Raw genomic sequence first — 17,722 nt, 5'->3', positions numbered from 1 at the left:
AAGGCGTCCTTTCAAAACCGGCCTTAAGCGCTTGAAACCCTTGGAGCAGATCCCTAAACGATAACCCCGAACCGTTTTGCGGTAGGGGTAGCGGGCCGAAGACCCGGCCCGCGGGCCGAACCTCATGGTGATGGGCCCGCAAACCTCCCCACTCTCGTTGGAACCCTCGCAAAGGGGAGGAGGTCAGATCCCTTAATCTCAGCTATCCCCGATTCCATAACATGATCTCCTCTACTGAGCTTATATTCCTAGCTTTTGGATGCTTCAATTCACCAACGATGAAGGCAAAATCAACGACATCGAACATAGGAAAGTCGTTAAGTCCATCGCCAACGGCATAACTCTCAAGTTCCCCAAGCTTTGAATAGAGGTTCAGGAGCATTTTAGCCGCTTTTCCTTTATCCGTCTTCCCATGGACGCTCCAGAATCTGCTCCCCCTCGAAACCTCAAATCTCCTTCTAAGTACCTCTTCAAATCCTCCTTTCTCCCACTTAAATACAGTTTCAGAGTAGTCCCTTTCCCTCGCAAGCTCCGCAAGCCTTCTCGGAAGACCTGTGAACTCCATGATTTCGTTGAGAGTTGAGTTTCCATAGTATTTGAGGCCAAATTCATCGCTTATCTCATCCAGAGCGGCCTTTATCACTTCATATCTCTCCCCGAGCTCTATTATCTTATATTGATCATCCTCCATTGAATATGCAAATTCGAAGGGGAAGTATCCTTTGGGGATGAAAATCGCGCTTCCGTTTTCCACTATGAAGGGTTCCTCTATTCCAAGGGCTTTTCTGTAGTATTCCTGTTCCCTCCGCGTCTTTGAAGAGTTAAAGACTATTTTAAATCCACCCTTCTTGAACTCCCTCACCACATCCCCGGCAGGCTCCGGGGAATAGTCGTCGCCGAGGAGTGTTTTGTCCAGATCCAGAAATATCACTTTCATAAACCTCACACTTCGAATTTAAAGAGGGTCTCGGCGTTATCCTCCACGATTTTCATCCATTTATCCGCATCTATAACCTCTATGGGCCTCATTATTCTGGGCTTTGGAGGCTCTTCACCCTCCTTCAAGATGCCGTGAAGCTTTAAGTCCTCCAGGATTTGCTCTTTAAGCCGATTAGAGGCAAGTTTCGAGTGATATATAACACCCAGAGAGCTTAAAATCATGTCCGCCACGTGCTCTTTGCCTTTCTCCTCATGGAGGTGCGGGTTTAGGGTCTCAATCTGGAATATCTCAATTCCCTGGTTATAGACCTCCTTGTATTCCTCAATGTTCTCCCAGACACCGAAGCGCTCAAAGAGGAATGCCAGCTCAAAGGGTTCTATTGAATACCCTGTTGAAAAGGGCATCATCTCTGCAAGCTTTATAGTCATCGCATGCTCTCCGGCGTTGCCCGTTACAATTATGCTCGTCTCAAAGTTTGTCCCCTCCCCGATAAGGGCATTCATATATCTGTTCGTTATTTCACTAACTCTACCCCATTTTCTGAAGTAGAGGCCCCTCTTTCCAACCTTTGGCTTGTGACGCCAGCTCAGGCGCACCATCCCATAATCCGTTTCATTCATTAAAAAACCAGCTGCGTAATCCTTTACGTACTCATTCACAGAGCCGGGGATATAATTATCCGCATCCACAAAACCAACATATTTGGCTCCAAGGGATTTTGCAAGCAGTATCCCTATGAGCATCCCCTCCCCTTTGCCGCTCCTGATTGTCCCCTTCTCATCCAGTATGTCCGTATATCCAAGCTCCTGAAATGCCTTGGCGATTCCCGCATCCTTCTGATGAACCATGAGCACTTTTGAATGGGTTAGGTTGTAGAAGTGTTTCACCAAATCCACTTCCTGCTTGAAGAGGTTTGGGCCTTCACGTTTGCTGTTAGAAACGAGTATTATGGGACACTGGTGAGGGATTGCCTTTAAGACCCCATCCACCAGCTGGAGCTTCTCGTTTTTCATAGGAACCACAATGGCTATATCTTCAAGGATATTGTATATATCTTCCCTAGGAATATTCTTCACGGTAAAACTCCCGACGTCTCGCGTTTGAGTGTCGAGCTTTATCACCTTCTGAACCTCATAAATCTCAATTGCACCAAATAACTCCTTGTAAACAGGAGCTTCTAAAAGCATGACATCACCTCCAACTCCTAAAAACAATATAAAACCTTATTAAAACCCCAGAGTCTCTTTAAGGCTCAATAATCTTTAATAACTTCCCCTATATAAAACTTGCCCAAAGAAAGATAAAAGGCTCAGCGCCTGAGCGCGAACTCACCCACAAAAGCCGAACTTGAAATGGTGTCCCCAATACCCACGGTGCTCTTTGGAGAGCTCACTATTTTCGTGGGTATAAATGCAAGCTGTCTGTCCGTCATGTCAATGATGCCCCTCTCCATGTTGAACTCCCTTTCAAGGGACTCAACCATGGGGAATGCCCTCTCATTTGTGGGTATGCTTAAAGCATCTCTGACCTGGTTTAAATTTTGCAGATCCCCATGCATTGCTTTTCCCGCAGCAGCCAGGGCGGCGAAGAGGAGCGCATCCCTAACCTCCTCCCCATGATACTGGGTCAGTGCCATATAATAACCGTAGGTATGGAAGTGGATCCTCTTTATTCCGGTTTCATCCATTAGAAGGTGCATGGCATCAATAGATGCAAAAACATCCCCATGGAGCACTTCTTCAGCAAGCGTATCATCCCCGATTATTCTCATAAGCGAAGCTAACTCCACTTCATTCAAACCAACACTCGTGAATTTATTGAGCATATTTATCAGTGCCTCTCTAACCTTCTCGTTTGGTGTGTACGCAAACTCAAAATGGCTCTCAATATTCAGGCGGTTGAGTACGTTTAGCTGGGCTTCCACCCTCTGGAGGATATCCCTATAGGTGGTTCCATCCAGATAGTGCTCCTTCAAGACCTGGAGACCGCTTATTATTGCCAGATCCACCCTCTCGGCTATCCTCTTAAAGTGCTCCCTAAACTCCCTCCTCATGTAGACGCGGGCGTTATAATCATCGGCATTCGCTATAAACCTGTTCTCCCGGGGTGCTTCAATATCAAACACTTTAAAGCCCCGAGGGAATTCGTAGATATAGTGTATAAGCTCATTACCTTCTTCAGTTGCCATTTTTGGATGAACCAGCTTAAACTCACCATTTTCAAATATTGGGAAGTATATCGGCCCATCAACGAAGAGATTAGCCTGGAGAGGGGGATTTTGCGGGACATGAACAATTGTTGGTATCCTGTAAACACCGCCAAGAAGGTTTGCCATTATCCCCGCCTGCCCACCTATCCTGAGCTCGTCCCATCCCCACTCTCTTAAATATCCTCTAACTTCCCCACTTTCCACAAACCACTCTGCAGCTTTTCCATATTTTATACTCCTCAAAATGCCGGCAAAAAGGTCTTTAAGGGAGGTTATCCTCTCGGGAGGGTTATCCACGAGCCCAAAGATCTCTTCCTTCCCTGCATTTTCCACCGCCATTTCAAGCTCTTCTCCATTGAGGTATTTGATAGCGTCGATATTTGTATTATACGCGACCAGAACCCCTTCGACCTCAGGAAGAGCATTTATAGTTCTCTCAAAGGCATTCACATACATGCCCTTCCACGTCCTTATAGTTTCTTTATAGCTTTCCTTCATAGCAACCACCTAAAAATTTGGAGAGTTATTCTGCCCATCTCGGATTGTCCTCAATCACAACCTCTCCATCCTTTTCCACCACAATCTTTGAGAAGCCCTTCTCCTTAATCGTCCCATAATCGTGTCCCGCATCCGCCGGATAGAGTGCCAAAAATATGAATGGCTCATGCCCCGTATTTACTGTCCTGTGTGCCCAGTAAGGTGGAACGTAAACTATCGTGCCCGGCTCCATTGGAACCCATCTCGCCTCCCCTTCGGGCGTCTGGAGGAGCATTCCTCCTTTCCCTTTGAGGGCAAAATAGACCTCCGCCCTATCCGCCTTGGCGTGATAGTGCCCCTTGGTCATAAAGAATTCATTTCCAACTTTTCCGGGATGCAGGACAGTAGTTGCAAAGTTCAAATCACCATCCTTCTCCTCCTGTTCTATAGCATATACCTCATAAACCACAGGATTCTCCTTTAAGAGCGCTTCATAAGCCTCCACATCAACGTAATACCCCTTCATGTCGCTCAGCTTTCTTACAAGTTTTTTTGCATTCTCAATAACCCCACTTTCAAAGTCGAGCTTAACTCCAAATGGTTCCTTATACAACCCCATCACCTCCAGATTAAAGTGTGCTTCAGCTTATTTTAACTTTTCCCTTATGTATCACCATGAGTGAAAATCAAACGAGTGACTGGAGGAGAAAAGCGACTCCTATGGATATTGCCCAGTAGCCGGTGTTCCATCTCAAAACTTTGTAGCCATCCAAGGGGGGTATTGGAAGCAGATTGAAGAAAGCCAGCCAGAAGTTAATTAGGGCGGTATAGTAGAGGGCTCCCCAGAGTGTTGAAGGCAAGCTTAAGGATTTGAGAACAAATAGAGCGACTATTCCGACGGCTATATTTGTAACAGGACCGGCCAAACTTATCTTCCCATTTGCCTCTTTATCCTCCCACGGCTGGTAGGGAGCATAAATGTAAACCGCCCCAACAGCTGCAAATATGAATCCTATTCTTGAAACTTTGTTTAAGATTCCCAGTAGAAGAGCTAATATTATCCCCGCATCCCATCTTTTATAAAAGGCCACATAACCGTATCTCCTAGCCACCTGCCTGTGGGCAAGCTCGTGAAATATAAAGGCTGTAAAAACTGCTAATGCTGTATACGGAATTAATTTAAGTTCGAAATTTGAGAACACAAAAGTCAGCACAATAAAAGAGATGATCAGATCCTCGATTTCCTCCCCGCGCAGTCCTAGAGCCATACTTACATACCCCTAACTTCGATCTTCTTGCCAAGCACAAGCTCTGCAGCCTTTACCGCGCTTCCCCCACTCCCAACGGCAATTTTAACCTGCTCTTTAGGAACATAAACTATTATCTTGCCCTCCTCCTCTTCCACCTTGAGTATCTCTACACGGAGCATCTGTTTCAACCTGTCTTCCATTCCGACCACCTTTTAAGCTCAGTAATATTACACACCAATCCTTTTTAAATTTATGGAATCTTAACATTCACAGGAGTTTAAAATTCTTTCTATACCCTTCTTATGTCCGAGCCCAACGACAGCTACGACCTTCGGCTTCTTGATACCCCTTGCCTTTAGATCCATGACAATACCTCTTAAATTGCGCGCCATTATCTCATTCCTCTCCTCGACGAGGACATGGAACAGGTAGGGATACCTCCGCTTAAAAGCAACCATCATGGGTTTATAATCCTCCATAATGTCCGAGCTCTCCTTAGATGGAGCAAAGGAGAGAAAAACAGCAAGACTCTCAAGCAGGAGAAAGAGCTTTTCCCTGAAAGGAGCCTTAAGAAGCTTCATAGTGATCAAATTTATATCTTCGTCAATTAAAGCTAGGGGGATGTTGAAAATCTGAGCAAGGGTTATAGCTTCCCTCATTTCACCACCTGGAACCATCCCAAACTCTTCTCCAAGCCTCTCTTCAACTTTGAAGAGTACATACTGAAGGAGCCCTCTTCTACCGGATCTAAGGGCATCCCCAAGATTAACCCTTTGAGGATTCTGCATCGCATAGAACCTGTTCCTATCGAGCTCAATAGCAATTGCACTGGGTCTTTCCTTCAGTATCTTCTCCCTAACTTCATCCCTGCTCCTTGGAGAAACATGCATAGTTCCGATGAGCTTAACGTAGCGAAGACAGTTCATACGAATCACCAAGCCTGAGAACATCAAAGTCTCTAGGAATTATAAAGTTATGGCTGCAGAGCTCTTTCGCCTTCTCGGCGTATTCATCATATGTATACCGGAATGCCCTGTGAAACAGCGCCAGGAGCTTTACTTTTGCCCTTTTGGCGGTTTGACATGCCTCACTAACGGTTGAGTGATAGCTCTCACCCCTGTCCTCTTCCGATAGATATGTGGCTTCATGAATGAGCAGGTCAGCATTCTCAGAAAACAGCCTAACCCTCTCGCATGGAAGGGTATCCCCTGTGTAAACAACTTTAACCCCCTTTTTACGATCCCCTGTAACATCCTCAAGTTGAATTTCCTTTCCATCGACCACAACCCTTCCCTTTATTTCAAGTTCCTTCATCCACGGGCCTGGCTTTAATCCAAGCTCTTCTATCTTCCGGAGCTCAAAGTTCCCCCTTCTATCCCTCTCCTTGAAAACATAGCCAAGCGCTGGAATTCCATGCTCCACCTTGAAGCTCCATATCTCATACTCCCCAAACTTTAATCTCGCTTCGCCGAGCTCGTGGACATGAATTTCAAAGCTGGGTCTGAAGAATCCGCTCTCAAGATAGCTCTGGACAAATTTAAACGTGTATTTCGGTCCATATATGTGGAGGGGCTTCTTCCTGTCCCATAGGGTCATCGTCTGTAGTAGGCTCATCAAACCCAAGTAGTGATCGCCATGGAAGTGCGTGATGAAAATTTTTTCAACCTTCATGGGGCTTATTTTTGCTATATTAAGCTGTCTCATTGTTCCCTCCCCTGCATCCCAGAGAATAACCTCGCCTCCATACCTGAGGGCTATTGAAGGGACATTCCTCTCTTTGTTTGGCATTATCCCACCGGTTCCCAGGAATATTATCTCAAGCATGATTTAAGATTGGAGAAAAAGTTTAAAAGCTATTTCCCCTCCCGTCTCCTATTTTTTCCTTCCCTGAGCACACATATCAGCGAGAGGACGAGGGCAAGAAGGGATGCTCCAAGGGAGATATTTGTCCTAGTATAATCAGGAGGCACCACATAGTAGTTCGGATTTCTCCGGAGGTTTGCCTCAAAGCTGAGAACATCAACGCCTTTATCTCCGAGATACCAGAGCCTCATACCCGAGTTAACCTCCTTTTTAAGGATTCTCATGTCGTCAAGCTCGATGTAAAGATGTCTGGTGCCATCAGGATTTCTATTCATTGAAAGCTGAAGCCGGTGAATTCTCCTCTCAGGAATGAGCACACATTTCTTCGTCCTCCAGCCATATGGGGGATAAACGAGGACGCAGAATTTATCGCCCTTGGTATATAACTTCGATACCTTCTCTCCTCCAAAATCAAAGGCCAGAATTTCGGTATCCTCGCCGTTCAGCCGGAACCACACGTCAAGCGTCCCCTCATCCCACATCATGCCCTCAAGGGGATATATGAAATGCACGGTGCCATTCCTCTTGATGAGGAGGTCTTCATTAACGGGCTTCCTCTGCACGAGATAGTAAGCGGTTGCAGAAGCAAAAACTCCAGGGGGCAGATCAAGCGTTAATTTAACTTTCCCTGTCCCATTTTCACCGGGAATCCATAGTCTATCATTTACACTCTCAAGAGTGAAATTTCTTCCATGATCTTCCCAGTTTAGCGTTGCATGTACCTGCTTACCTCTGTAGCCGTAAAGTTCGGCCTCAATCCCAAGGAGCTTCCCGGAGATGTTGAACTCAGCTCCCGCTGGCGACCTGATGTCCCCCCACTGAGGGTCTACAGACCGGTTCGTCTTAACCTCAAGATGCGTTAATCTACCAAAGTCGATCGTTAAATATGCCATGTAGATTAACGGCTCTGCTGCGCAGGGAAAGCTAACGTTTACATATACATCAAATTCATCCCTGATGCCGCGCATGGGGATTACAAATTCTCCCACGTGCTTCCCTCCGTAGCCTGAAGACCATCTGACACTTGTATTTCCCTCCTTCACGGCTTCCCCGTACTGAACCACCCTGTAGAATGCCGATGCATTGCACCTTTCACTGGAATTAAACAGCAGCCTGACCCATTCGATTCTGTATTCGGGAGGGACTGCCACATGGATTTTAAACGTCCTGTTTCCCTCCAGCCTTCCATCGATTACCTTTGAAAACTGAAAGGAATAAGCAGGCAGAGCTGAAGCTAGAAAAAGGAGTATCAAGACTGCCGCTTTCCACCTCATATCCTCCACCTCATGGCAATCATGAGGGCAATAACAAGTGCGATGGCAAATATAAGGTATCCCTGTCGATCCTTGGGGGTTTCAAAGAGCTCGGATGCATTTCCTTCTACACCGCGGAAGCTCACGTTCCCGGCAACCCCTCTGAGGGATGTGAGATATAGTGGATGCCTGACATGGACGGATTTTTCAAACACTATCCCTTTTTCAAGAATCCTCACGGACAGATTACCCTCTTTGAATCCAAGCTCAACCCGGTAAATTCCGGGAGAAAGAGATGCATTTTCTTCATAGCACTCACAGTACCTCTCAGCCAAACAGATCTTCCCATTGGAGATGCTTAGTATGGGACAGGGCTCACTCTTCCAGCCGTTTACAACATCCTCGCTTCCTCCCCGGTAAATGTATGTGAAGTTCAGCTCAAACTCCCTCCAGTATGTCTTGTTCGCAAACTCAAATGACCGGATTGCCTGCTCTTTTTTGGGATATCCATAGGGAGGGACTAGCTTCATGGAGAGGGTTTTGGGATTAGCCCTAGATGTAACGAATACAAACTTTCTCACCATGACCTCACAGTTTTCAGCTTTCAATGTGATGTTAAAGGTGTAGGGGCCCCTGCTGAGGTTATAATAATGAGATAGGTAAAGATCTTCCTCAAAGAGTGGCAGATAGAGGGTTCCGTTTGTCGGCGATGTGCCGTATTCAGTGTAAAACCTCCTTCCACTGCCATCGACAATTGCCATTTCTTCACTAAAGGCACATCTCCCCCGAGCCGAGACGAGAACCCCTGCCCAGTAGAGATAACCGGTCGTGTTGAGCTCATATCCATCCCACTTAAAGGTCGTGTTGCCCATGTCGGCCCAAGAAAATGCGGGCTCCTCGATTATTCCGTAGTTGTCGGGGGAGAAGGTAAACTCATAAGCGCGCACCACAGGTAAGGAGAGCAGTACCAATATCATTACAGCAAGTTTTTTCATAGCTCTCACCTACCCACATTGCCAATTTTACAATCTGACATGATACTTAAAAAGGTTGCTCCTTCCATAAAGGCGCTGTTATTATTTATAAGCGGACGAAATAATTAGACTTTTTGATACTTTAATTCTTTAATCAGTACGTTAAGTGCCATTAGTGCAGCCACCCCATAGTAGTGCAATTGGGATCCTCACCTCCATAAAGTTAAATAGCTTCAAGACATAGATTAAAGTGAGGGATGAACATGGAGGAAATAAAGAAAGCTTTGGAAATGAAGGATTCCGAGAAGGTTGCAGAACTCCTCTATTATGCAGCAGATGAACTCGAAGATGAAGAACTCGAAGAGATTTTGGAGGAAGCAGAAAAGCTGGCTAGGGAGAGCAAAAACTATGAGCTCTACAAACTGGTCGTTTATATCTATCAGGAGTTTTTGGGTGTGGATAAAATAAGCGAATTTGAGAATCTGGCACTTGATGAAGACACGTTTGAGGCAAAGTTCAACCTGGCTGATTTGTATGCACTTATAGGCGAAGTTGAGAAGGCGCTGGGACTTTTTAGAGAGATTCTGGAGGAAGAGACCGCAAGGGGAAACAGGAAGAATATTGCAAAGGTTTACTATGAGATGGCACTAGCCCATGAAGAGCTCACAGAGTATGAAAAAGCTAAGGAACTTATGGAAAAGGCTGCAGCTGCATATGAAAGTCTTGGAAATGAAGATGAATACCTTCACACATTGATATATCTGGCATATCTGAAGTTTGAGAATGGAGAGGTGAGCGAGGCAAAAGCTGATGTTGCTGAGCTCCTTCCAAAGATACAGGAAAAACCGGTTCTACTGGCACAGGCTCACTTGGTTTATGAAGAAATCTTTGAAGATGAGGAGAACTATGATGCTGCCCTTCAGGAATGCCTCTATGCAATGGTCAAGAGCGGCGAATACTTTGATGTTGCTTTTGATGCCCTGCTCGATGTTATATGGCAGCTCATGCTTGAGGACAGGTTCGATGTAATATACGAGAACATGGACATGTTTGCAAGGGCGTTTAAAGAGCTTTCAGAGTTCTTCAATGGTGTAAAAGCGATTGCACTCTTCAAGGAGGGCAAAATGGAAGGGGAAGATGTCAAGGAAATACTTGCAAAGATAAAGGACAGAAGACTGCTTGATCTGGTGCAACTTTTGGGAGAAGCTGAATTTTGATTTTTCCTTTTGCTGGTGATTTCTATGAAAATCAGGGTGGCAAGGCTGGAAGATGCTTCGGGAATTACGGAGGTTCACTGTTCCGGCATTGAAGTGTGGTATCGCTTTGCAGAAACGGGAAAAATTAAATCAGAATACGCGAAACTTTCCATAAGGGATAGATACCGCCATGGCGGTCCCTGGATGAGCGTTGAAAGCTGTGCCGTGCATCTTAACAGTCTCCTCCTCGAGAACCAAATTCCTCTCGTTGCCGAAATTGATGGGAAGATCGTTGGGAATGCGGAGATTCTGATAAGCAAGGAGCGGGTTAATGGAAGAATGAGAAAAATAGCCCACCTTGACGTTCTAGAAGTTCACAAGGATTTCAGGAAGAGGGGAATTGGGAGGGCAATTGTTGAATTTGGAGAAAGAATAGCTAGAGAAAGAGGATGTGAACTTCTAACAGTGGTACCCGAAAAGAGTGCCATGGGATTCTATTCCAAGCTTGGAATCGATAAAATCCTCTACTCGGGGATTTTTGCCTCTTTTAACCTCTCAAAGTTCCCGGAGGAAAGCACTTCCCCCGTTAAAAGAGAATTTTCGTGGGAGGAGGTTAAAGAAAAGGAGATGATTTTGGGAAAGTTCCAGAGCTCCTACCATCACTGGTTCACGGCATTTAAGGATAGAATAGCCGGAATAGATGATCGTGTCCACTTCGAGAGCGGCACTCTGGGGGCTAACCTCTACATACTGGAGGAGAGCTTCTTCGAAAAGGAAACTGTCACCCTCTATGCATGGGGAGGAAATACAAGAGATGCTCTGATTCTACTAGGAAATAGAGCCAGAGAACTTGGCTTTAAGCATGCAAAAACCATCATTCCCGAGGAGGAAGAGGAAAACCTAAAGGATCTCGAATTTACAGAAATCGAGCGGGAAGTTATACTATCCAAGGAGCTTCTTTAAATCACTTTTTCGATTTATGTTGAACAGGCCATCTCTGAACTCTCCGGGGAGCAATTCCACGTCAATTCCACAAAAATTGATCTCTTTGATAGCCCCATTTAATGAGTAATCTCCTTTTCCGATCCGTCTCTCAAGAACCCTCGCAAAGCTCTTTGAATATGCTGCATGGAGAGGTTCAAGGTAACCGTTGCTCCACTGGGGGATGCATACAATGCATTTATCCTCATAAAAACGCTTTACAACAAGGCCCACAAATTTCGGGTTTATCAGGGGCATGTCACCCCCAGCTATGAAGACATCTCCAAGCTCCTTCAAAGCTGTAAGAACACCTCCGGCGGGCCCTACCTTAAGCTCATCTACGATAACCCTGAATCCAAGCCTTTCATACCTTGCCCGCTTATCCTCCCCGCAAACTATAACCACTTCTTCAATTGTACTCGAAGATAAGAGGCGCTCAATAGTGTATAAAATGATGGGTTTCCCTCCCAGAGAATATAGGAGTTTGTCCCCTCCAAAACGCTTTGATTCTCCTCCTGCAAGAGCTGCAGCTATCATTCAAATCACTTTAACCATTTTTTCAGCCCATGGCGAGACTCTAACTCTCATATAACCTCTGAGCATCTCATCCACTTCCCTATCACCCGTATAGACCCTTATGGGCTTCTGAACCTTCGATGGTGTGGCAACTATTATTATGTTCTCCTTTGGAATCCTCCTTAACACATCAGCCGAGAACTGCTGGTTGCCACGTCCAAAGAGAAAATTAAGACCACCTATGACGGTTACAATGATTTTGGGGTTCTTATCGATGAATCTGAGCAAATCCTTTTCCTGGGCATCCTTCACCAAGAGTTTTCCTTTCCCGTCTTTTACCTTCACGATATCAACACCTAAAAGTGTTCCACTTATACCCAGCATATCCTTCAATCTCTTAACGGTTGAACCCGCTCCCAAAAAATACACACCATCCTCAAGCTCCTCATAGAGAGCTTCAATTATCGCCTCCACATCTTCCCTTTCATCAGTTTTAGAGGGTTCCTTGGCACCTTGAATCAGAAGCTCAACATAGGGTGTCAGAGCTCTCCCATAGCGTTTTGGCTTAAGTTCATCATGCCTGAAAGCATCCTCATCGAGATCCATTATCTCCCGTTCCACAATTTGTGCCTGCCCATTGAGGAATGCCACAAGGATTTTGGCAGCATTTTCCGGAGACGCTGCAAAAACACCCGAAAACATCTTTACACCCGTTGGAATGCCTAAAATAGGCTTCTTATTGTCGATAGATAGATATACATCCCTGGCAGTGCCATCACCTCCTGCAAAGAGTATTATGTCCACCTCCCTTACCATGAGCTTTGCAAGTATTTTCGTGTCATCGCTACTAGTATCCGGAATTTTAAATCCCAGAACATCCTTATAACCAAAATCCCTGTGCCTCAAAACCTCATATTTAAAGTTAAAACCCTCGAATGCATATTCGCCAAGCTCCCTCGCTCCAGTTATAAACTCAAAGTCGTTCTCCTCATAGTGTGAAAGCTCGTTTAAAAAGAGTTTTGCTAAATCGAGGGCTATGGGTTTGGCTCCTCTCCTAATGGCTTCTTCAACAACTCCGTCCGTACCTTTTAACGCAACCTTACCCCCCATACCTGCAATGGGGTTAACAATTAAGCCTACCTTCATGTATATCCCTCCTTTATTCCAAGCTCCATCTCCTCCTGCATTTTCCTAACCCTGGCTTTTTCCACAGCTTCCTCATGCTCAACTTTACCACTTATACCTTTAATCCTCCTTGAGAGTGCAAACACAATCTCCTCGGGGCCATAACAAACGAGAACATCTCCCGGTAGTATCTTGGTCTCACTGCTCGGAGCACCTAAGAACGCTTCTTTTCCATTTACCTTCCTGTATATTCCCAAAACAAGAATCCCTTCTTTGTTGAGCTGCAGTTCCCTCAACGTCTTGTTTGCCAACCAGCTCTTCTTTCTCACCCTTATCTCTGCTATAGAATATCCCTTGCTCAAACCGAGCAGCTGATTATAGTCGTAGATTTTAAGGGATGTGAAGCGGGAGAGCATCCTCTTTATGAGCCGCTTCATAGCTCTCTCTATCAGCTTGGATCTGGAAAACAGGAAGAGGAACACCAATCCAATGGCAAGAAATAGAAGGCTTAATTGGGCCTCTTCGGCGCTTTTGCCTACAAACGTGAGAACCAGAGTGGCTATTGCCGAGGTTATCCCTGCGCTCCCCAAAAACATAAGGGTCCTTATTATTCTCCGTCTTACAGGATGCGAAATCACATACTCCGATTCCGACGTCGTGAAGCCTGTTCCGGAAAAAGCGGAATGAGCCTGAAATGAAGCAATATCCCTGGATAATCCCGTCATTTCAAGGGCAACCGCCCCAATTCTCACTATCAATATCGAAGAGAGTATTACGAGGAGGAAGGACACAAGTGCTATCATGGTGTTCCCCGAATTTGAATATCATAAAGATAATTAAAAGTTTCTGATAGTGTCGCAAGGGTTTTTAATGTTGGAGCTTAATTGGGATAGGTGGGAAAATGCTGGTGAAGCTCTTCAAAAAACCAGAGGACTTCAATTTTGATGAAGCCGCTAGCCTGGTTTCCTCAACTGCAACAGGAGGATTAGTGTTCTTTCTGGGGAAGGTCAGGGAAGAGAGCCACGGGAGAAAGGTAAAAAAGCTCATATATGAAGCCTACGATGAGATGGCGCTTGAAGAGATGAAGCGGATAAGAAAGGAAGCTCTGGACAGATTTCCAATAGAAGAAATCCTCATATGGCACCGCTACGGTGAACTCGAGATAGGAGAAAACACTATCTTAATAATAGCGGCAGCAAAACACCGTGGAGAAGCTTTCGATGCATGCAGGTGGGCAATAGACGAGGTCAAGAAGAGGGTTCCCATATGGAAGAGAGAGATAACGGAAGAGGGAGAGTTCTGGATAGAGGGAGATAAAGTAATCCCCTCCCCTTCTCGAGGAACATGACTTCATACTTCAATATTTTCATGGTTTGCAGGCTCAGTTTTGGGAATATGCTATGATAAACTTAACACCTACGAATAAGAGAGTTATTAGGAAAAGAACGGCGTTTTTAAGCAATTGGGTTTGGTGGATAAAATTCCGGATATAGCAGAGCTCCTGCTATTCCCACCGCTCCAATAAAGATATAGAGAGGGGCTAGGGTTTTTGTCTTCATGCTTTCTTCCCTACCTTAATTTTCTCCTGATAATACCTAATCCTCCCATTGTAGCCATAACTATCCCATAATATCTAAGGTAGATATAATAGAAGTCAATTAAATACGAAATGAAAATTAAAAATACACCTAGCAAAAAAAGAGAAATCGAAATTAGTGACTTGGGGACCATTACCTTCACCACACTTTCTATTATCTTGGTCGTTCACGAACTTGGAGTGTTGATTGAGGCAATTTAGGAGTTGCCACAACGAATGTACTTACTAAAAATACAACCAACATTATGCTAAATATTTCTTTCCACATTCCTTGCACAATACACCATCCAGATCATACAAATTGCACTTCATATATTTAAATTTTTCCTTTAAAGAGTTGGAAAAGTGAAGTTTTTACCTAGCTTCCATTAAGTGCTAGGGGTATATATAAAAAATCTTAAATGCAGATTTTAAATGTAAAAATATCTCTCAAGTTCCCACTCGGTAACCTTCTTTGTATCTTCGGGAAGTTCCCTCTCCTGCAGGTACCGCAGGTAGGATTTCCATTCCTTTTTCTTGTATTTTATGAAATTCTCATAAGCCCCCGCAAGGGCTTTTTTAATAACACTATCCTTTTTGAGCTCTTTTAATGCTTCGCCTAGGCTCGATGGTAGGTTTTCAATCCCGAGCTCTTCTCTCCTCTTTGCATCCATCTTATAGACGTTTTCCTCAACATAACCAAAAGGCTCAATTTCATTGTGAATTCCATCCAAACCCGCCCGTATAACAGCGGTCAATGCCAGGTATGGATTTGCACTTGGATCAGGACATCTAAACTCTACACGAGCCCCCTTTCCTTTAAACGCCGGTACTCTAACCAAGGCACTCCTGTTCTTATATCCCCACGATATGTATATTGGAGCTTCATAGCCAGGAACCAGGCGCTTATAACTGTTTACGGTTGGATTTGTTACTGCAGCGAGCGCCTTTGCATGCTTCAATATACCTCCAATGAAGTATAGTGCCGTTTCACTGAGCTTTTCCTTACCCTCGAAGAGATTCTTCTCTCCTTCCCAGAGGCTCAGATGGAGGTGCATGCCGTTTCCGGGCATTCCAAAGATTGGTTTTGGCATGAATGTAGCATGTAAACCGTTCATCTCCGCAACAGCCCTCGTGATATACTTGAAGCTGATTATATTGTCCGCGGTTTTTAGAGCATTATCAAATCTAAAATCTATCTCATGCTGCCCTGCTCCAACCTCATGATGGAGAACTTCAGGAGTTAGCCCGAAATAGGGCATGTAATGGGCTATTTCACGCTTTATAATTCTGGCTTTATCGAGGTTTATCAAGTCAAAGTAGCCTCCTGCGTCGGGAATCTTGAGCTCCCATGTGCCATTTTTCTTGAAAAAGTAAAACTCTGGTTCAGGCCCCACATAGGGTATCAAACCTTTCTCCGCGAGCTCCTCCATGAGTGATTTTAAAATTCCCCTTGAGTCCGCGGAATAAAGGGTTTCATCCTTGTAAATGTAGCCGTAAACCCTGCTTATTCCATCCCACGGGACATCTGCATGGGTTGAAGGATCCGCTTTTAAAATTAAATCGCTGTCCTCTATACCCTGAAATCCTGGTATTGATGAACCATCGAAGGCTATGCCATCCCTTACCGCCTCCTCATATCTCGAAGCCGGAATTTCCATACCTTTAGGGGAACCGTTTATGTCCACAAAAATCAATTGCATGAACCTTGGTCTGGATTCAAATTCCACCTGAACTTTTTTAACTTCGTTCATTTTTATCACCATTAAATATGAGTTTGTTCATTATAAACGATGTTTAGTTGAACATGTTGGTAAATAAAAGGCTTTTGGTTGAACTTTTGTCATTCTGCTAAAGAAAATGCCGATTTGCCATCGTTTTACAAATTTTAGTCAAAAATTATTAAAAAATTTCCCATAATTAACATATTAATGATAAAACGTGAATGGCGTGCTAAACTCATGGAAAGGGCTCCATAGTGTCAGGATAACGGGGCATCCCCACTAGGGTAGGCAAGATGGCTTCTTTTTCTGAAGAATCATCAGAAACTCAAACCCTACTGCTTATCCTAACAGTATGGAGGGCTCTACCGAAAAATTTATAAACTATCCTCCGCCTATGGAATATCGACGCCCCGGTGGTGTAGTCCGGCCAATCATTCGGGACTCTCGATCCCGTGACCCGGGTTCAAATCCCGGCCGGGGCACCAATTCTTACATGGGCCCGTGGCTCAGCCTGGTCAGAGCGCCCGCCTGATAAGCGGGAGGTCCGGGGTTCGAAGCCCCGCGGGCCCACTAAAAGCGCCTAAGGCGGAGTGGTTTCTTTCACATCCTCAATCAAAACATAATAGGGAGTTTTAAGGTACACCCTGCCTCCAATTATGCTCATATCATTCTCATCATACACGTAATAATCTCCCGAATGATAGAGGGGTTTTATGGGCTTCCCCCTTCTCAGGATGTAGAGGGGCATTTGAATCCCCGTTATTTTTACATAGTACCTGTTGTCATAATGATAAATGCTAATTTGGGCTTCTGGAAGCTGTCCCATAAAATATTTCTCATATGTCCAGTTAAAGTAAGATGGAATGACCAGGGCATATCCACCCGGATAGTAGTCAATCTGATCTTTCCTTGGATTATACACCACAAGCCCGGTGCCGTTGCTCTCGACAATCCTCAAATCTCCATACCTCACCTCATTTGCATAAGCATGGTATTCTTCTATCCTCTCCAGCCTGAAGAGGGGCATTGCATCAGGTGCAAAGGGAGAGTATTTCCCAACATAAACGGGTAAGTCATCATAGAGCACAGGCTCCAAAGGGTTTTTCTGTCTCGTTGGATCGAGGGGATACCATCCCGTCGAGGGATCGTGAACAAGAACCCAAGCATGTCCGAATCCGGTATGTGTTGCAAATGCCAGCATCTCCATAGGGGTGTCAATGTTCTCAAGCCTCATCTTCCTGTGTTCTCCCGTAATATTGGCCAAAACATAACCCCCAACGTATCTAGCCTCAACACCTGCATACTCAATCATATGCTGCATCAGGAGTGCTTTATGTCTGCAAACGCCCTTTCTGCGCTTCCATATCTCTTCAATAACATGCCTTCCATCAAAGACAACCCTATTTCTCTCAGCTGTGAATGAGATATCCTCATAATCAATATTTCTATTAACAAACCATGAAACCCTCCAGACAAATTCCGCCACGGTGCTGCTGAATTTTTTACATCTCCGTAAAAAATTCATGGTCTAATCTGCAAGCCATTCACATTATTTAAAAATTTATCCAGAAATTCTAATCCCCCACCATATACAATGACCTGAGGATGAATCGAGAGGTAAAAGGGAATCCCGGCTCT

Annotated in this window: 18 protein-coding genes and 2 tRNA genes; 5 read left to right on the top strand and 15 right to left on the bottom strand. The window is 44.8% G+C overall.

Features of this window, described 5'->3' with window-relative positions; all coding sequences use genetic code 11:
• Nucleotides 1–202 precede the first annotated feature (202 nt).
• The 10 genes from mpgP to ACXJGZ_RS02355 form a co-directional block, all read right to left on the bottom strand.
• The gene (gene mpgP, locus ACXJGZ_RS02400) at nt 203–937 is read right to left on the bottom strand and encodes a mannosyl-3-phosphoglycerate phosphatase (RefSeq protein WP_456398221.1); all 735 of its coding nucleotides are present in this window, start codon (nt 935–937) and stop codon (nt 203–205) included.
• Nucleotides 938–942: 5 nt separating this feature from the next.
• A complete protein-coding gene (gene mpgS, locus ACXJGZ_RS02395) occupies nt 943–2,127 on the bottom strand; it encodes a mannosyl-3-phosphoglycerate synthase (RefSeq protein ID WP_456321068.1) in 1,185 nt (394 codons plus the stop codon).
• Nucleotides 2,128–2,249: 122 nt separating this feature from the next.
• Entirely contained in the window at nt 2,250–3,647 is a 1,398-nt protein-coding gene (locus ACXJGZ_RS02390) for an ADP-specific glucokinase (RefSeq protein ID WP_456398220.1), read from the bottom strand.
• Nucleotides 3,648–3,672: 25 nt separating this feature from the next.
• The gene (gene pgiA, locus ACXJGZ_RS02385) at nt 3,673–4,245 is read right to left on the bottom strand and encodes a glucose-6-phosphate isomerase (RefSeq protein WP_456398219.1); all 573 of its coding nucleotides are present in this window, start codon (nt 4,243–4,245) and stop codon (nt 3,673–3,675) included.
• Between the two features lie 67 nt (nt 4,246–4,312).
• A complete protein-coding gene (locus ACXJGZ_RS02380) occupies nt 4,313–4,894 on the bottom strand; it encodes a site-2 protease family protein (protein WP_456398218.1) in 582 nt (193 codons plus the stop codon).
• A gap of 2 nt (nt 4,895–4,896) precedes the next feature.
• Nucleotides 4,897–5,076 (bottom strand): KH domain-containing protein, encoded by a 180-nt coding sequence (locus ACXJGZ_RS02375; protein ID WP_293254554.1) that lies wholly within the window; start codon nt 5,074–5,076, stop codon nt 4,897–4,899.
• A gap of 60 nt (nt 5,077–5,136) precedes the next feature.
• Nucleotides 5,137–5,802: a TraB domain-containing protein gene (locus tag ACXJGZ_RS02370; RefSeq protein ID WP_456321064.1), complete on the bottom strand. Its 666-nt coding sequence runs from the start codon at nt 5,800–5,802 to the stop codon at nt 5,137–5,139.
• A complete protein-coding gene (locus ACXJGZ_RS02365) occupies nt 5,780–6,700 on the bottom strand; it encodes a ribonuclease Z (RefSeq protein WP_293254560.1) in 921 nt (306 codons plus the stop codon). The genes ACXJGZ_RS02370 and ACXJGZ_RS02365 overlap by 23 nt, the downstream gene beginning before the upstream one ends.
• A gap of 29 nt (nt 6,701–6,729) precedes the next feature.
• Nucleotides 6,730–8,013 (bottom strand): hypothetical protein, encoded by a 1,284-nt coding sequence (locus ACXJGZ_RS02360; protein WP_456398217.1) that lies wholly within the window; start codon nt 8,011–8,013, stop codon nt 6,730–6,732.
• Nucleotides 8,010–8,987: a hypothetical protein gene (locus ACXJGZ_RS02355; RefSeq protein ID WP_456321062.1), complete on the bottom strand. Its 978-nt coding sequence runs from the start codon at nt 8,985–8,987 to the stop codon at nt 8,010–8,012. The genes ACXJGZ_RS02360 and ACXJGZ_RS02355 overlap by 4 nt, the downstream gene beginning before the upstream one ends.
• Before the next feature lie 242 nt (nt 8,988–9,229).
• On the opposite strand from ACXJGZ_RS02355, the gene ACXJGZ_RS02350 reads away from it, so the two are divergent.
• Together ACXJGZ_RS02350 and ACXJGZ_RS02345 are read left to right on the top strand one after the other, a co-directional pair.
• Complete coding sequence (locus tag ACXJGZ_RS02350) at nt 9,230–10,183, top strand: tetratricopeptide repeat protein (protein ID WP_456321070.1); 954 nt, start codon at nt 9,230–9,232, stop codon at nt 10,181–10,183.
• Between the two features lie 24 nt (nt 10,184–10,207).
• Nucleotides 10,208–11,125, top strand: a complete 918-nt coding sequence (locus ACXJGZ_RS02345) for a GNAT family N-acetyltransferase (RefSeq protein WP_456398216.1) — start codon at nt 10,208–10,210, stop codon at nt 11,123–11,125.
• Here ACXJGZ_RS02345 and mobA read toward each other — a convergent pair.
• From mobA to ACXJGZ_RS02330, 3 genes are read right to left on the bottom strand one after another with little or no spacing between them, the layout of a single operon-like run.
• Nucleotides 11,105–11,680 carry a molybdenum cofactor guanylyltransferase MobA gene (gene mobA / locus ACXJGZ_RS02340; RefSeq protein WP_456398215.1) on the bottom strand — a complete coding sequence of 192 codons (576 nt, stop codon included), beginning with the start codon at nt 11,678–11,680 and terminating at the stop codon, nt 11,105–11,107. The two genes, ACXJGZ_RS02345 and mobA, sit on opposite strands and share 21 nt — an antisense overlap.
• Complete coding sequence (locus ACXJGZ_RS02335; protein WP_456398214.1) at nt 11,681–12,805, bottom strand: ATP-NAD kinase family protein; 1,125 nt, start codon at nt 12,803–12,805, stop codon at nt 11,681–11,683.
• The gene (locus tag ACXJGZ_RS02330) at nt 12,802–13,587 is read right to left on the bottom strand and encodes a TrkA C-terminal domain-containing protein (RefSeq protein ID WP_456321058.1); all 786 of its coding nucleotides are present in this window, start codon (nt 13,585–13,587) and stop codon (nt 12,802–12,804) included. The genes ACXJGZ_RS02335 and ACXJGZ_RS02330 overlap by 4 nt, the downstream gene beginning before the upstream one ends.
• A gap of 98 nt (nt 13,588–13,685) precedes the next feature.
• On the opposite strand from ACXJGZ_RS02330, the gene ACXJGZ_RS02325 reads away from it, so the two are divergent.
• Entirely contained in the window at nt 13,686–14,132 is a 447-nt protein-coding gene (locus tag ACXJGZ_RS02325; RefSeq protein ID WP_456398213.1) for a molybdenum cofactor biosynthesis protein MoaE, read from the top strand.
• 659 nt (nt 14,133–14,791) lie between these two features.
• On the opposite strand, the gene glnA is transcribed toward ACXJGZ_RS02325, so the two are convergent.
• The gene (gene glnA, locus ACXJGZ_RS02320; RefSeq protein WP_456398212.1) at nt 14,792–16,114 is read right to left on the bottom strand and encodes a type I glutamate--ammonia ligase; all 1,323 of its coding nucleotides are present in this window, start codon (nt 16,112–16,114) and stop codon (nt 14,792–14,794) included.
• 377 nt (nt 16,115–16,491) lie between these two features.
• Here glnA and ACXJGZ_RS02315 point away from each other — a divergent pair.
• Nucleotides 16,492–16,569, top strand: a tRNA-Glu gene (locus ACXJGZ_RS02315).
• Nucleotides 16,570–16,579: 10 nt separating this feature from the next.
• Nucleotides 16,580–16,654: transfer RNA gene (locus ACXJGZ_RS02310), tRNA-Ile, on the top strand.
• 10 nt (nt 16,655–16,664) lie between these two features.
• On the opposite strand, the gene ACXJGZ_RS02305 is transcribed toward ACXJGZ_RS02310, so the two are convergent.
• Nucleotides 16,665–17,609, bottom strand: a complete 945-nt coding sequence (locus ACXJGZ_RS02305; protein ID WP_456398211.1) for a transglutaminase-like domain-containing protein — start codon at nt 17,607–17,609, stop codon at nt 16,665–16,667.
• Nucleotides 17,610–17,722: the final 113 nt, after the last annotated feature.

The sequence above is a fragment of the Palaeococcus sp. (in: euryarchaeotes) genome (genome assembly GCF_053987695.1).
The sequence above is the reverse complement of the archived record's forward strand: the minus strand, read 5'-3'. Positions and strand labels throughout refer to the sequence as shown.

What these genes read in the sequence shown, in the direction of transcription:
- mpgP (WP_456398221.1), bottom strand. Translation starts at nt 937, where the DNA reads ATGAAAGTGATATTTCTGGATCTGGACAAAACACTCCTCGGCGACGAC.
- mpgS (WP_456321068.1), bottom strand. Translation starts at nt 2,127, where the DNA reads ATGCTTTTAGAAGCTCCTGTTTACAAGGAGTTATTTGGTGCAATTGAG.
- ACXJGZ_RS02390 (WP_456398220.1), bottom strand. Translation starts at nt 3,647, where the DNA reads ATGAAGGAAAGCTATAAAGAAACTATAAGGACGTGGAAGGGCATGTAT.
- pgiA (WP_456398219.1), bottom strand. Translation starts at nt 4,245, where the DNA reads ATGGGGTTGTATAAGGAACCATTTGGAGTTAAGCTCGACTTTGAAAGT.
- ACXJGZ_RS02380 (WP_456398218.1), bottom strand. Translation starts at nt 4,894, where the DNA reads ATGGCTCTAGGACTGCGCGGGGAGGAAATCGAGGATCTGATCATCTCT.
- ACXJGZ_RS02375 (WP_293254554.1), bottom strand. Translation starts at nt 5,076, where the DNA reads ATGGAAGACAGGTTGAAACAGATGCTCCGTGTAGAGATACTCAAGGTG.
- ACXJGZ_RS02370 (WP_456321064.1), bottom strand. Translation starts at nt 5,802, where the DNA reads ATGAACTGTCTTCGCTACGTTAAGCTCATCGGAACTATGCATGTTTCT.
- ACXJGZ_RS02365 (WP_293254560.1), bottom strand. Translation starts at nt 6,700, where the DNA reads ATGCTTGAGATAATATTCCTGGGAACCGGTGGGATAATGCCAAACAAA.
- ACXJGZ_RS02360 (WP_456398217.1), bottom strand. Translation starts at nt 8,013, where the DNA reads ATGAGGTGGAAAGCGGCAGTCTTGATACTCCTTTTTCTAGCTTCAGCT.
- ACXJGZ_RS02355 (WP_456321062.1), bottom strand. Translation starts at nt 8,987, where the DNA reads ATGAAAAAACTTGCTGTAATGATATTGGTACTGCTCTCCTTACCTGTG.
- ACXJGZ_RS02350 (WP_456321070.1), top strand. Translation starts at nt 9,230, where the DNA reads ATGGAGGAAATAAAGAAAGCTTTGGAAATGAAGGATTCCGAGAAGGTT.
- ACXJGZ_RS02345 (WP_456398216.1), top strand. Translation starts at nt 10,208, where the DNA reads ATGAAAATCAGGGTGGCAAGGCTGGAAGATGCTTCGGGAATTACGGAG.
- mobA (WP_456398215.1), bottom strand. Translation starts at nt 11,680, where the DNA reads ATGATAGCTGCAGCTCTTGCAGGAGGAGAATCAAAGCGTTTTGGAGGG.
- ACXJGZ_RS02335 (WP_456398214.1), bottom strand. Translation starts at nt 12,805, where the DNA reads ATGAAGGTAGGCTTAATTGTTAACCCCATTGCAGGTATGGGGGGTAAG.
- ACXJGZ_RS02330 (WP_456321058.1), bottom strand. Translation starts at nt 13,587, where the DNA reads ATGATAGCACTTGTGTCCTTCCTCCTCGTAATACTCTCTTCGATATTG.
- ACXJGZ_RS02325 (WP_456398213.1), top strand. Translation starts at nt 13,686, where the DNA reads ATGCTGGTGAAGCTCTTCAAAAAACCAGAGGACTTCAATTTTGATGAA.
- glnA (WP_456398212.1), bottom strand. Translation starts at nt 16,114, where the DNA reads ATGAACGAAGTTAAAAAAGTTCAGGTGGAATTTGAATCCAGACCAAGG.
- ACXJGZ_RS02305 (WP_456398211.1), bottom strand. Translation starts at nt 17,609, where the DNA reads ATGAATTTTTTACGGAGATGTAAAAAATTCAGCAGCACCGTGGCGGAA.